Here is a 13,665-nt window from a genome sequence, read left to right as displayed (position 1 = left end):
TCGCCTGCGTTGCAAGAAAAGCGAGACGAACGAAGCAGCCAATCTCCCCCCTCGTGGGGGAGATGTCCGGCAGGACAGAGGGGGGCGCGAAAGAACGCGGCCTCTATTTGCCACGTGCCCTCTCCTCGGCCTGCGCAGCCAATATCTTCTTCACCTCACCGACCAGTTCGCTCTCCGCCACCGTCACCTGCGCCGGACGTGCCGCGCGCCATTCGGCATTGTCCGATATCTCGGCCGACATGCGCGCGCCTTCGATCAGGTCCTTGATCTGCACCTCGCCTCTGGCGCGCTCGTCGCCGCCCTGGATGATGGCGACGGGGCTGCCGCGGCGGTCGGCATATTTGAGCTGCGCCTTCATGCCGGCGCCGCCGAGATACATTTCGGAGCGGATGCCGGCGGCGCGAAGCTCAGCCACCATCTTCTGGTAGCGGCCGAGGCTTTCCGTGTCCTTGTCCATCACCAGCACGACGACGGGCGCGATCACATCCGACGTGTCGAGCTTGCCGAGGTTCTTCAGCGCGGTCATCAGCCGTGAGACGCCAATGGAAAAGCCGGTCGCCGGCACCCGCTCGCCGCGGAAACGCGAGACAAGCCCATCATAGCGCCCGCCGCCACCGACCGAACCGAAACGCACGATCTGGCCGTCCTCATTCGGGATCTCGGCCAGCAGCTCGGCCTCGAAGACCGGGCCGGTGTAGTATTCGAGGCCACGGACGACGGAACCATCTATTCTTATACGGTGAGGCCCGTAGCCTGCCGCATCCACGAGAGCTGCTATCTCGTTTAGCTCATTGATCCCAACGACAGACATTCCGTTCTCTTCGGCTGCAGCAATCATGTCGCGGCAAAGCTGCCTGTTGGAATAGTAGTTCGTACTACCTGGAAATGGCCCTGCTTCTAGCTCGGCAGGTGAAGCTTCATTCTTGGCAATTAGCACTCCGGCGTTTCCACTCTGAAGCATCAAGGCGCGGAGCTTATCTATCTGCTCTGCGCTTAAGCCCGCGCCTTTGGTGAAGTCGCCTTCGCCTTCCTTACCGCCATCCCAACGACCCACTCCTAGGAGCTTGTCGATCTCCTCTCGTGGAAACTTGTCAGCCTTGTCGATCGCCCGCAGCACCTGCAACCTTCGCCCGGCATTCTCATCACCCCCGAGCCCGATCGCCTCCAGCACGCCGTCGAGCACCTTGCGGTTGTTGACGCGGATGACGTAGTCGCCGCGCTTGATGCCCAGCGCCTCCATCACGTCCGCCATCATCATCGCCATCTCGGCATCCGCGGCCACGCTCGGTGCACCCACCGTGTCAGCATCGAACTGCATGAACTGGCGGAAGCGGCCGGGGCCGGGCTTTTCGTTGCGGAACACCCAGCCGGAGCGATAGCTGCGGTAGGGTTTAGGCAGGCGCTCGTAATTCTCGGCGACGAAACGCGCCGTCGGCGCGGTCAGGTCGTAGCGCAGCGACAGCCACTGGTCGTCGTCGTCCTGGAACGAGAACACGCCTTCGTTCGGCCGGTCCTGGTCGGGCAGGAACTTGCCCAGCGCGTCGGTGTATTCGATCAGCGGCTGCTCGACCGGCTCGAAGCCATAGAGTTCGTAGACGCCACGGATCGTCGCCATCATCTTCTCGACGGCACGGATGTCGTCGGCGCTGCGGTCGGCAAAGCCGCGCGGCAGCCGCGCTTTTGTCTTTTCCGATTTGTCGGCCATGGGATGAGTCTTTGCTAAGTAAAAACTGACTTGTTGCGAGCGCGCGTTTCCTAACCGATGCGGCTTGGTGCGGCAAGGGTTGGCAACTCTTCTGGTTCATCCACTGCCGGGGCGGCCAAGCAACTGGGGACATTGAAGCCAATTGCTATGGTTAGTAATTTCGAAACGCTTAAGGCATTCCGAAACAAACCACGCCGAAAAAGGAAACAATTCGGCCATCAGCGCGGCATCGTGCAGACACAATCAGGGCCGATAAGTGCGCCGAAACAAAGGGTTCGGGCAATGACCACGGCACAAGGAACAGACATCGACAGCTCTGCCCGCGCGCTGCCCCCGGGTCCGTTCGAGGCCGCAGTTGAAGAACGCCGAGGCCCGACCATGCGCGATGCGCTGATGACCGGCCTGCTGGTGATCTATCCAGCCCTTGCCACGGTGGCGGCGATCGTCGCCGGGCTCTTTCTCGCGGGCGCCGGCGGCGTTTGAGCGCCAACCTTCTGCTTCTCGCTTATTTCGGCCGCTTGAACGCCTTGCGCTCCTTCTCCACCTGCGCCCGGCAGGCGCAGCCCTCGAGATGGTCGTTGACCAGCCCCATCGCCTGCATGAAGGCGTAGACGGTGGTCGGGCCGACAAAGCTCCAGCCGCGCTTCTTCAACTCCTTCGAAATGCGCACCGAGACCGCCGTGGTCGGATTGGCGCGCAGATGGGCGAGGTCGACGATTGCGGGCCGCTCGTCGGGGCCTGGTTCGAACTTCCAGAACCAGGCGGCGAGCGAGCCAAATTCATCGACCATTTCGCGGGCGCGTTTGGCGTTGTTGATGGTCGAGACGATCTTGCCGCGGTGGCGGACGATGCCGGCATCGCCGAGCAGGCGCTCGACATCCTGGTCGGTGAAGGCGGCGATCTTGTCGAACTCGAAGTTTGCAAAGCCGGCGCGGAAATTCTCGCGCTTGCGCAATATGGTCAGCCAGGACAGGCCCGACTGAAAACCTTCGAGGCAGATCTTTTCGAACAGCCTGCGGTCATCGGTGACCGGCCGGCCCCATTCATGGTCGTGGTAGTGCAGATAATCCGGCAGATTGCCGTGCCAGAAACAGCGCTTCACACCGTCGGGACCGGCGAGCAGGCCTGTGTTTTCATTTTCCATCGCTAGAAATCCATTCGTTAATGGGCTTTACGCCGCTTTTACCCCGGCTTTACCAGATTCCTGAACCGGCCGGTAACCACACCAAAAGCTTTACTGACACTTCGGCATTTTACGCATTCCGATTCATGTTTCGGTTGCCGCTTCGCGCCAATGCTCGCGCCATCGGGGGCTTTCCCCTCGCGTGTTCGACGATCAAGGTGCGTTCCGATGAAGTCAGTGTTCCTTTCCCTGTTTGGTGCCGCGGCCATGCTTGCCGCCGGCGTCACCGCCTCCAGCGCCAATGACCGCTATGCCGACAGGCCGCCGGTGATGGTCAGCCCCGACCTTTCAGCGCCCTGGGTGCTGCAACTCGGCCGCGCCCCGGGCATCGTCCGGCAAAGCCGGCAAGAGGTACAGCAGCCGCAGCGGCGCTATCAGCGGCAGGCGCAACCAGACCAGCAGCGCACGGCGGCAGTGCGGGCGCCGGCCAGACGCATGGTCGCGCGGCCGCAGATCAACCCGGTCTACCTGCCGCAGGAAGTCGCCTATGACGGCGGGCAGAAACCGGGCACGATCGTCATCGATACGACGCAGAATTTCCTCTATCTGGTCGAGAAGAACGGCAAGGCGCGGCGCTATGGCGTCGGCACCGGCAAGCCGGGCTTCGAATGGTCGGGCACCCACAAGATCACCAACAAGCGGGTATGGCCGGACTGGCGCCCGCCGGCAGTGATGATCAAGCGCGAGGCCGCCAAGGGCCGCTATTTGCCGACCTATCTCGCCGGCGGCATGGAAAATCCGCTCGGCGCGCGGGCGCTCTATCTCGGCTCGACGGAATACCGCATCCACGGCACCAACCAGCCCTGGACGATCGGCGGCGCGGTGTCGTCGGGCTGCATCCGCATGCGCAACGAGGACGTGGTCGACCTCTATGAGCGGGTCAATGTTGGCACGACGGTTGTGGTGATGTAATCTCCGGTTGATTTTACTGGTGATTCTGTCCAGAAGGTTTCTGGAATAGGGATAACGGGGGACGGGCCGTGTGGGGATACGGTCAGTCACGAAAGGGCAGCACGGGAAACCGCGCTGCCCTTTTCGTTAGATTCCCTTGTTTATGCATGTCCAGGCAAGGCCGCGCCGGCAGGTCGCACGCGCGGCAGAGCGGTTCGCTTTTCCCGCTGCCTTTTGTCCGCTCTTTTGCTATGTCGGCGGCAACGCTTCCAGACAAAGGCCAGACATTCATGTCCCTGCCCGACGACAGCCGCTATCTCCGGGGCGGCCCGGTTGCCCAACGCATCATCGCCGCCGTGCGCGAGGACGCGGCGATCGCGACCGCCGAAGGTTTTCCGCCCAAACTTGTGTCGATCACCGTCGGCGACACTGCCGCGGTGGAAGTCTATGTCCGCAACCAGCGCGCCAAGGCGGCGCTGGCCGGCATCGAATTCGAGGAGCGGCGCTTTCCCGCCGACATCACCGCCGGCGAACTGGAGGCGGCGATCCATGGGCTGAACGCCGATCCGCGCGTCACCGGCATCATCATCCAGCGGCCGGTGCCGGCGCATATCCCGATCAAGACGTTGCAGGCGGCGGTGCATCCGCTGAAAGACGTCGAGGGCATGCATCCGGCCTCGATCGGCAACATCGTCTACAACCAGCTCGATCTTGCCCCCTGCACGGCGGCCGCTTCGGTGGAGCTGCTGAAGGAGACCGGCCTCGATCTCAAGGGGCTCGAAGTCGTCATCGTCGGCCATTCGGAGATCGTCGGCAAGCCGATCGCCTTCCTGCTGATGAGCGAGGGCGCGACCGTAACCGTCTGCCATCACATGACGCGCTCGGTGGCCGCGCATGCGCGGCGTGCCGATGCGCTGTTCGTCGCCGTCGGCCGGCCGCGATTGATCAAGGCGGACATGGTCAAGCCGGGCGCGGCCGTCATCGATATCGGCATCAATTCGGAAATCGGGCCGGACGGCGAAAGCCGCATCGTCGGCGATGTCGATACCGACAGCGTCAAGGAAGTGGCCTCCTGGATCACGCCGGTGCCGGGCGGCGTCGGCCCGCTCACGGTGGCGATCCTGCTGCGCAACACGATGGTGGCGCTCAGCCGCCAGCGCGCGCTCTATCAGGCGACCTACGGCGTGGTGGACAAGCTCGCGGCGGAATAGGCACGTTGCGAGGTGACAGACCTCACTCGGCTGCCATGGCCGCGCTGTCGTTGGCGATGCCTTCCGGCCTAGGCCCGCCATAGGCCCAGTCGAGCAGTTTTATCGTGTGCACTACCGGAAGCTTCGCGGCCGAGGCGATCTGGGTGATGCAGCCGATATTGCCGCTGGCGACGATTTCCGCGCCCGTCGCCTCGATGTTTTTCACCTTGCGGTCGCGCAGCTTTGCCGAGATCTCGGATTGCAGGATGTTGTAGGTGCCGGCCGAGCCGCAGCACAGATGCCCCTCGCGCGGCTCGCGCACGACAAAGCCGGCCTTGGCCAGCAGTTCCTTCGGCTGGCGGGTGATCTTCTGGCCGTGCTGCATCGAGCAGGCCGAGTGATAGGCGACGACGGTGCCGGGCTTGCGCACCGGTTCCGGCAGATCGAGGCTTGCCAGATACTCGGTGATGTCCTTGGCCAGCGCCGAGACGCGCGCCGCCTTGTCGGCATAGGCCGGGTCGAGGCGCAGCATGAAGCCGTAATCCTTGATGGTGGTGCCGCAGCCCGACGCGGTGATGACAATGGCGTCCAGCCCGCCCTGCTCGATGGCGCGCGTCCAGGCGTCGACATTTTGTCTCGCCGAGGCAAGGGCGGCTTCCTCCCGCCCCATGTGATGGACCAGCGCCCCGCAGCAGGCCTCGCCTTGGGGCACGACCACCTCGACGCCCAGCCGCGTCAGCAGCGCAATCGTCGTGTCGTTGATGGCCGGATCAAGCACGGATTGCGCGCAGCCGGTGAGGATCGCGACACGGCCTCTTTTTGTCCCCTGCCCGGCATGGATGCCTGGAGAAGCCATCGGCGAGGCGGCCGGAATCGAAGCCGGCGCAAGCCTGAGCATAGCGCCCAGCGGCTTCAGCGCCGGGATTTTCTCGAACAGGCCGATGAATGGCTTGCCCAGCTTGGCCAGTTTCAGCGCGGCGCGGAAGCGCGAGGGATAAGGCAGCACGAAGGCCAGCACGGCGCGCGCCAGCCGATCGGGCAGCGGGCGCTTGTAGGTCTGCTGGATATGGGCGCGGGCATGGTCAACGAGATGCATGTAGTTGACGCCCGATGGGCAGGTGGTCATGCAGGCGAGGCAGGACAGGCAGCGGTCGATATGGGTGACGATCTCCTTGTCGGCCGGCCGGCCGTTCTCCAGCATGTCCTTGATCAGGTAGATCCGTCCACGCGGCGAATCCAGTTCGTTGCCGAGCGTCACATAGGTCGGGCAAGTGGCGGTGCAGAAGCCGCAATGCACGCATTTGCGCAGGATCTTCTCCGATTCCGCGACATGCGGATCGGCGAGCTGGGCAGCTGAGAAATTGGTCTGCACTCGAAAGTCTTCCTATAATCCCAGAAACCAGCTTTCCGGATTCTTGACCGGCTCGCCGCGCTGCAATGCCTGCAAGCCGAGAATGCAGCGGGCGATGAACCACACGGCGACGGCGAACATCAGCACGATGCCGACCACCGCCATCATCAGAACTACCGAGATCAGCGCATAGAGCAGGCCGATCCAAAAGGTGCGGATCAGGAAGGTGTAGTGGCTCTCGACGAAGCCGCCTGATTTGCCGCGGTTGATATAGGCCAGCACGATGCCGACAATGCCGGTGATGCCGATGACTAGGCTGGCGAGGTAGAGGATGTAGATGACCAGCGCATTGGTCGGGCCTGGCTCCAGCCAGCGGTCGGTCTGGCGCGGTGTAGGCTTGTCGCCCTGGCCGGAATTGATGTCGCTCATGATGATCCTCCCTCGGTTAAAGGACCAAGAGTAGCAGAGCCGGCACCCGGCGCCATACGGCCGGGGTTGAGGATCGCCTTCGGGTCGAACTCCTGCTTCAGCCTTGCAGCCAGAGCCGCCAGATGCGGCGCCTGGGGTTCGAACACCGGCACGGCGGCACGATGCGAAGGAGCGGCACGCACCAGCGTCGCGTGGCCGCCGCCGTGTTTCCCGATCAGCCCGCGCAGCAGGCCAGCCTCAGGGTCGCCATGCTCCATGCGCAGCCAGACCAGCCCGCCCTGCCAGTCATAGAAGGCATCGACCGCCGCCTGCATGCGCAGCGCCAGCACCATCTGGTGGCCTTGTGACGGCGCCATGGAGACGCGCCACACCGGTTTTTCCGAACCATCGGCAAATGGGGCGCAATCCCTGACATCACGCCAGATGGAATGCGAGGCTTCGCCCGCAATCTCTTCCAGCTGGCCGGCATTGCGGAGCAGATCTTTCAGCGCGGCGACGCGGTAGGCAACCGACGGGCCAAAGCCTTCGACGCGCAGCAGCGTCGCCGCATCGCTACCGAGACGGCCGCCGGCAACCCGCGCCGCGACGCGTTCGGGAAGGTGTGCGGCGCTGGACACTTCGGCGCTGGAACCAAGCGCCAGCGCCATCGCGGCGGCTGCATGGTCGTCGAGCAAGCCGCGAATGGCGAGCGTGACTTCGGTCTCGGCCGCCGGCAGCACCTTGAAGGTGACGTCGGTGAACACGGCCAGCGTGCCCCAGCTGCTGGCCATCAGCTTGGACAGGTCGTAGCCGGTGACGTTCTTGACGACGCGGCCGCCGGATTTGAAGGCTTCGCCACGGCCGGCAACCGCCGAGATGCCGAGGATGTGGTCACGCGCGGCGCCCGCCTTCAGCCGGCGCGGACCGGAGAGGTTCGCGGCCAGCACGCCGCCGATGGTGCCTTTCCCCTTGATACCGCCGAGCAGTGGGCCATAGTCCATCGGTTCGAACGCAAGCTGCTGGCCGTTTTCGGCAAGCAGGCTTTCGATCCCGGCCAGCGGCGTGCCAGCCTTGGCCGACAGCACCAGCTCGGCCGGCTCGTAGAGCGTGACGCCGGAGAGCTTCGACAGATCAAGCGTATGCTCGCTCTGCTGCGGACGGCCGATGCCGCGCTTGGAACCATGGCCGAGGATTTCGAGCGGGGATTCTTCCGCCGCCGCCCACTGGACGGTGGAGAGGACTTCGGCTGCGGTGGATGGGGTGAAGGTTGTCATGGCGATCTCTGGTTCCTCGCCCCGGCGAAGCGGGGGAGAGCAGATCGGCCGAGTTCCTTCGCGCCCCCCTCTGTCCTGCCGGACATCTCCCCCACAAGGGGGGAGATTGGCAGCTTCGCCGCTTCGCGCCCTTCTGCCTTGATGGAGATTGGCGAAAGCCGACGTGACGTCCAATCTCCCCCCTCGTGGGGGAGATGTCCGGCAGGACAGAGGGGGGCGCGAAGGAACGCAACCGCAGTGAGGTGAGACGCCATCACCTCAAAACCTCGGAATATCCGGAAACGCCACCTGCCCCCGATGCACATGCATCCGCCCCAGTTCGGCGCATCGCCTCAACTGTGGAAACACCTTGCCGGGATTCAAAAGATGGTTGGGATCGAAGGCGCATTTGACCCGCATCTGCTGGTCGAGGTCGATCTGGTTGAACATTTCCGGCATCAGGTCGCGCTTTTCGACGCCCACGCCGTGCTCACCGGTCAAGACGCCGCCGACCTTGACGCAAAGCCGCAAGATGTCGGCGCCGAAGCTCTCGGCCTTGTCGAGCTCGCCCGGCACGTTGGCGTCGTAGAGGATCAGCGGATGCAGATTGCCGTCGCCGGCATGGAAGACATTGGCGACGCCGAGCCCGTATTCTTCCGAGAGTTCGCGCATGCCGGCGAGCACCCTCGGCAGTTCCTTGCGCGGGATGGTGCCGTCCATGCAGTAATAGTCGGGCGAGATGCGGCCGACCGCCGGGAAGGCCGCCTTGCGGCCGGCCCAGAAGCTCAGCCGCTCCTGCTCCGACTGCGAGATGCGGCAGGTGGTCGAGCCGTTCCGGTAGGCGATGGCTTCGACAAGGCCGATCAGATGATCGACCTCGACGCCCGGACCGTCGAGCTCGACGATCAGCAGCGCCTCGACATCCAGGGGATAGCCGGCATGGACGAAATCCTCCGCCGCGTGGATCGCCGGGCGGTCCATCATTTCCATGCCGCCGGGGATGATGCCGGCGCCGATGATGTCGGCGACGCATTGGCCGCCCTGTTCGCTGGTCGGGAAGCCGATCAGCAGCGCGCGCGCCGTCTCCGGCTTCTTCAGGATGCGCACGGTGACCTCAGTGACGACGCCGAGCAGGCCTTCGGAACCGGTCATCACGCCGAGCAGGTCGTAGCCCTCGCAGTCGAGATGGCTGCCGCCAAGGCGCACCACTTCGCCATTCATCAGCACCATCTCGATGCCGAGAACATTGTTGGCGGTGAGGCCGTATTTCAGGCAGTGCACGCCACCGGAATTTTCCGCGACATTGCCGCCGATCGAGCAGGCGATCTGGGAGGATGGATCGGGGGCGTAGTAGAAGCCCTCCTGCTCGACGGCGGTGGTGATGCCGAGATTGGTGACGCCGGGCTGGGCGACGATGATGCGATTGGGAAAATCGATCTCGAGGATACGATTGAACCGGCTCATGACCAGAAGCACCGCGTCCTCGAGCGGCAGCGCGCCACCGGACAAGGACGTGCCGGAACCGCGCGGCACGACACGGATATTGCGGTCATTGCAATATTTCAGCACGCGCGAGACCTGCGCCACCGTTTCCGGCAGCACCACGACCAGCGGCAATTGCCGATAGGCGGTGAGCCCGTCGCTCTCGAAGGCGCGCATTGAATTGGCGGCATCGACGACGCCCTCGCCCGGCACGATGATGCGCATGTCGGCGACGATCTCGTCGCGCCGGCGCATTGTGGCATCGTCTGGCTTCGGCATGGCAAGGCCGGACATCAGCAGCCTCCTTCGCTCGACTGGTAAAAATGTTTTACCAGCGACAAGCGTCTGTTGCAAATCCTGGTTTGGACGAAAAGCGGGAACCAGTGCAGGGACAGCTTCCGCAGCGGCAATCTGCCGCTGCCGCGGTTTCTCCCCCCCTTGAGGGGGAGATGGCCGCGAAGCGGTCAGAGGGGGTCGTCTCGCGTAGATCGCCGGCGCCATCCTCTGTCGTGAACGAGATTGGTGCCCCACGCGAGGCGACCCCCTCTGTCGCCTTCGGCGACATCTCCCCCTCAAGGGGGGAGACTCACTCGCCGGGCTGCTTGGCCGGCTCGGAGTGCATCCGACGCACGCGGCGCACGCCCCACCAGACGAGCAGGATGGCCAGCGGCACCGAGGCGGCGGTGACGACTTCCGGCGCGATGGCATGGCCGAAGATCGAGGCGCCCTTGGCGAGGTAGCTGATGAGGCCGACGACATAGTAGGAGACAGCGGCGACGGACAGGCCTTCCACCGTCTGCTGCAAACGAAGCTGCAAGCGGGCGCGGTTGTTCATCGACGCCAGCAGATCGCGGTTCTGCTTCTCGACCTCGACATCGACCCAGGTGCGCAGCAGCGTGGTGGCGCGGGTGAGCTTGCGCGACAGATTGGCCTGCCGCTCCTCGACCGAGCGACAGGTGCGCATGGCGGGCGCGACGCGCCGTTGCAGGAAGCCGCCCCAGGTGTCGTAGCCGGGCACCGCCTCTTCCTCCAGCGCTTCCAGCCGCTCGACGACGATGCCGTCATAGGCGCGGCTAGCGCCAAAGCGGTAAAGGCTGGAGGCGGCGTCGGCCTCGAGTTCCGCGGCAAGCTCGGTCAGGTCGGCAAGCAGCGTCTGGCTGTCACGGGTCTCGGCCACCTTCATTTCAAGTGTCGTCTGCGCCAGCCTGTCTTCGATACGGCGGGCGCGGCCCGACAGCGTCAGCGCCAAGGGCAGGCCGAGCATGGCCAGCGTGCGGTAGGTTTCGATGTCGATCAGCCGCTGAGAGAGCGCCCCGGTGCGCGCCGGCGTCAGGCCGCGATCGAGCACCAGCATGCGGGTCAGGCCATCGCCATCCTGACGAAAGTCGGTGACGATGGCGGCGTTGCCGCGCTCGACCAGCGAATAACACAGGCTGGTCGGATCGAAGCCGGCGATCAGCCTCTCGCTGCCTTGAGTCCATTTGCGGATTTCGAGCCTGATGCCTGAAATGACGGTTCCGGGCGGCGAAAATCCATTGCCGAAAGGAGAATCCTCCTGCGCCCTGCCGCTTTCGGAAAGCGGCCCTTCCCACAGATAGGTCGAGAATTCCGTGTGCCGCTCCCAGCGCAGCGAGCCCTGGCCCCATTTCATGGCGTGGTGGCGGGCATGACGGTCTGGGGCGGCGATGCCGAGGCGGCGCGACAGTTCGGACAGCACAGCCATGTCGACGCCGGACCCGCCTTCGGTCATGAAGGAAAGCTGGATCAGAACGCGCGGCTTCTCGACCAGCGGATGCGGCCGGGCATGGACCTCGCCAAGCGCGCCGGGCCTTCCCTCATATGCCGGGAAGCCCATGACGCTGCCCTTGGCGCGCGGCTGGAATTCGAGATTGGACGGATCGTCCGACACGGCTGGTCCCCCTCTTTTTGACCCTGCGTGCAATGGCGTCCTCTAGAGACAATCGTCCAGGGACGCAAACAACAAAGTTTAGCCGAGGGCGATGCTGCGCCATGGCGTCGAAACGACCTGATCGGGCGAATTGGATAAATAATTTGACCAGTTCTCGACACTGGCTTTATCCTGCGCGACACCGGTTCAATTCCCAGGCGCCCCTTTGAGCGACATTTTCTCCAGGATCGAGCATTCGCGCACTGCCGACGAGGTGGTGCAGCAGATCGAAAACCTGATCCTCGAAGGCGTGCTGCGCACCGGGGACAGGCTGCCCGGCGAGCGCGAGCTGGCGCGCCAGTTCGAAGTGTCGCGGCCGATCCTGCGCGACGCGCTCAAAATGCTCGAAGGCCGCGGGCTCTTGACGACACGGCCCGGCGGCGGCACCCATGTCGCCGATGTCATCGGCCAGTTGTTCACCAAGCCGGTGACGGACCTGATCTCCATGCACCGCAAGGCGGTGACCGACTATCTGGAATACCGCCGCGAGATCGAGGCCATAGCGGCCGAATACGCGGCGCGGCGCGCCACCAAGGACGATCTGGCCCTGCTCGACCGCATCATGGCGCGCATGGACGAGGCGCACCGGACCGGCGACTTCGATGACGAGGCGGAAATCGATGTCGAGTTCCATCACGCGATCTGCGAATGCGCGCACAACATCATTCTCTTGCACACGTTGCGCGCCTGCTACCGGCTGCTGTCCGAAGGCGTGTTCCAGAACCGGCTTCTGGTGTTCAGCGTGCCGGGCGCGCGCGAGGCGCTGCTGGCACAGCACCGGGCGATCCATGCCGCGGTGAAGGCCGGCGACCCGGCCGCGGCCAGGCAGGCGGCGATGGACCACATCAACTATGTCGAACGGTCCATGGCCGAAGCCGAGCGCAGCGGCGACTGGCAGCGCGTGTCGAGGCTGAGGCTCAAGCAACGCTCCGATGCCGGCGACAACGAACCGGCACGTAGACATTCCTAGGGACAAGTCGAGACCATCATGAGCACCATACTCACCATCGCCGATCTCAAGGATCTCGCACGCCGCCGGGTGCCGAAGATGTTCTTCGACTATGCCGATTCAGGCGCCTGGACAGAAAGCACCTATCGCGCCAACGAAGAGGATTTCGGCAAGATCAAATTCCGCCAGCGCGTGCTGGTCGACATGAGCAACCGCTCGCTGGAATCGACCATGATCGGCGAAAAGGTGGCGATGCCGGTGGCGCTGGCGCCGACCGGGATGACAGGCATGCAGCATGCCGATGGCGAGATGCTGGCGGCGCAGGCGGCGGAAGAATTCGGCGTGCCGTTCACGCTGTCGACGATGAGCATCTGTTCGATCGAGGACGTCGCCTCGGTGACCAGGAAGCCGTTCTGGTTCCAGCTCTATGTGCTGCGCGACAAGGATTTCGTGCTGAGCCTGATCGACCGGGCGAAGGCGGCGAAATGCTCGGCGCTGGTGCTGACGCTCGACCTGCAGATCCTCGGACAGCGCCACAAGGATGTCCGCAACGGGCTCTCGGCGCCACCCAGGATGACGCTCGCGAACGTCATCGACATGGCCATCCGGCCGCGCTGGTGCCTGGGCATGGCCGGCACGCCGCGCCGTACCTTCCGCAACATCGTCGGCCATGCCAAGGGCGTCGGCGACGTAGCCTCGCTGGCGTCGTGGACGACCGAGCAATTCGATCAGCATCTGTCATGGAAGGATGTCACCTGGATCAAGGAGCGCTGGGGCGGCAAGCTGATCCTGAAAGGCATTCTCGACAAGGAGGACGCGCTGATGGCGGCCAAGACCGGCGCCGACGCGATCATCGTTTCCAACCATGGCGGACGCCAGCTCGACGGTGCGTCGTCGTCGATCATGGCGCTGGAAGAGATCGCCGATGCGGTCGGCGACAGCATCGAAGTGCATATGGATGGCGGCATCCGCTCGGGCCAGGACGTGCTGAAGGCGCTGTGCCTTGGCGCCAAGGGCACCTATATCGGCCGTCCCTTCCTTTACGGGCTGGGCGCGCTCGGTAAGGAAGGTGTTACCAAGGCGCTGGAAATCATCCGCAAGGAGATGGACATCACACTGGCTCTGTGCGGAAAGCGCCTGGCGACGGACATGGGCAAGGACCAGCTTCGGCGCTAAAGTATCCGTTTTGATCAAGGTGTTTTTGGTGTCCATTTTCGCTGCGCCTTGAGGAGAGCGTTTGCGAGGATGATGAGCTTTCGCATCAATGCGGTTATGGCGACCTTTGGGGGTTTTCCAGTCGCCTTC

The 13,665-nt window shown here is 64.1% G+C and carries 12 protein-coding genes and 1 pseudogene; 5 read left to right on the top strand and 8 right to left on the bottom strand.

Annotated elements, in window-relative coordinates:
- Window positions 1–103: 103 nt before the first annotated feature.
- Window positions 104–1,705: a histidine--tRNA ligase gene (gene hisS / locus CN311_RS04580; protein ID WP_097572207.1), complete on the bottom strand. Its 1,602-nt coding sequence runs from the start codon at window positions 1,703–1,705 to the stop codon at window positions 104–106.
- 282 nt (window positions 1,706–1,987) lie between these two features.
- On the opposite strand from hisS, the gene CN311_RS04575 reads away from it, so the two are divergent.
- Window positions 1,988–2,188: a hypothetical protein gene (locus tag CN311_RS04575; protein ID WP_097572206.1), complete on the top strand. Its 201-nt coding sequence runs from the start codon at window positions 1,988–1,990 to the stop codon at window positions 2,186–2,188.
- A gap of 22 nt (window positions 2,189–2,210) precedes the next feature.
- Here the strand turns inward: CN311_RS04575 and CN311_RS04570 are convergent, their stop codons facing one another.
- Window positions 2,211–2,849 (bottom strand): DNA-3-methyladenine glycosylase I, encoded by a 639-nt coding sequence (locus tag CN311_RS04570; RefSeq protein ID WP_097572205.1) that lies wholly within the window; start codon window positions 2,847–2,849, stop codon window positions 2,211–2,213.
- A gap of 207 nt (window positions 2,850–3,056) precedes the next feature.
- Between CN311_RS04570 and CN311_RS04565 the strand changes: the two genes are divergently transcribed.
- Complete coding sequence (locus CN311_RS04565) at window positions 3,057–3,800, top strand: L,D-transpeptidase (protein WP_097572204.1); 744 nt, start codon at window positions 3,057–3,059, stop codon at window positions 3,798–3,800.
- Window positions 3,801–4,069: 269 nt separating this feature from the next.
- Complete coding sequence (locus CN311_RS04560; protein WP_097572285.1) at window positions 4,070–4,990, top strand: bifunctional 5,10-methylenetetrahydrofolate dehydrogenase/5,10-methenyltetrahydrofolate cyclohydrolase; 921 nt, start codon at window positions 4,070–4,072, stop codon at window positions 4,988–4,990.
- A 22-nt stretch (window positions 4,991–5,012) separates the two neighbouring features.
- Here the strand turns inward: CN311_RS04560 and glcF are convergent, their stop codons facing one another.
- The 5 genes from glcF to CN311_RS04530 all read right to left on the bottom strand — a co-directional run bounded on the left by glcF (window position 5,013) and on the right by CN311_RS04530 (window position 11,372).
- Complete coding sequence (gene glcF / locus CN311_RS04555; RefSeq protein WP_097572203.1) at window positions 5,013–6,341, bottom strand: glycolate oxidase subunit GlcF; 1,329 nt, start codon at window positions 6,339–6,341, stop codon at window positions 5,013–5,015.
- A gap of 12 nt (window positions 6,342–6,353) precedes the next feature.
- A complete protein-coding gene (locus tag CN311_RS04550) occupies window positions 6,354–6,749 on the bottom strand; it encodes a DUF4870 family protein (RefSeq protein WP_097572202.1) in 396 nt (131 codons plus the stop codon).
- Entirely contained in the window at window positions 6,746–8,002 is a 1,257-nt protein-coding gene (locus CN311_RS04545) for an FAD-binding protein (protein ID WP_097572201.1), read from the bottom strand. Before CN311_RS04545 ends, CN311_RS04550 begins: the two co-directional genes overlap by 4 nt.
- 258 nt (window positions 8,003–8,260) lie before the next feature.
- Entirely contained in the window at window positions 8,261–9,757 is a 1,497-nt protein-coding gene (locus tag CN311_RS04535; RefSeq protein WP_097572199.1) for an FAD-linked oxidase C-terminal domain-containing protein, read from the bottom strand.
- A gap of 292 nt (window positions 9,758–10,049) precedes the next feature.
- The gene (locus tag CN311_RS04530) at window positions 10,050–11,372 is read right to left on the bottom strand and encodes a DUF3422 family protein (RefSeq protein ID WP_097572198.1); all 1,323 of its coding nucleotides are present in this window, start codon (window positions 11,370–11,372) and stop codon (window positions 10,050–10,052) included.
- A 205-nt stretch (window positions 11,373–11,577) separates the two neighbouring features.
- On the opposite strand from CN311_RS04530, the gene CN311_RS04525 reads away from it, so the two are divergent.
- Both CN311_RS04525 and CN311_RS04520 read left to right on the top strand, forming a co-directional pair.
- The gene (locus CN311_RS04525) at window positions 11,578–12,381 is read left to right on the top strand and encodes a FadR/GntR family transcriptional regulator (RefSeq protein WP_097572197.1); all 804 of its coding nucleotides are present in this window, start codon (window positions 11,578–11,580) and stop codon (window positions 12,379–12,381) included.
- A gap of 18 nt (window positions 12,382–12,399) precedes the next feature.
- Window positions 12,400–13,536, top strand: a complete 1,137-nt coding sequence (locus CN311_RS04520) for an alpha-hydroxy acid oxidase (RefSeq protein ID WP_097572196.1) — start codon at window positions 12,400–12,402, stop codon at window positions 13,534–13,536.
- A 14-nt stretch (window positions 13,537–13,550) separates the two neighbouring features.
- Here the strand turns inward: CN311_RS04520 and CN311_RS04515 are convergent.
- Window positions 13,551–13,665, bottom strand: a pseudogene (locus CN311_RS04515) (IS110 family transposase); the annotation flags it as partial.

Origin of the sequence: Mesorhizobium sanjuanii (assembly GCF_002529485.1) — a bacterium.
Classification (GTDB): Bacteria; Pseudomonadota; Alphaproteobacteria; order Rhizobiales; family Rhizobiaceae; genus Mesorhizobium; species Mesorhizobium sanjuanii.
The sequence above is the reverse complement of the archived record's forward strand: the minus strand, read 5'-3'. Positions and strand labels throughout refer to the sequence as shown.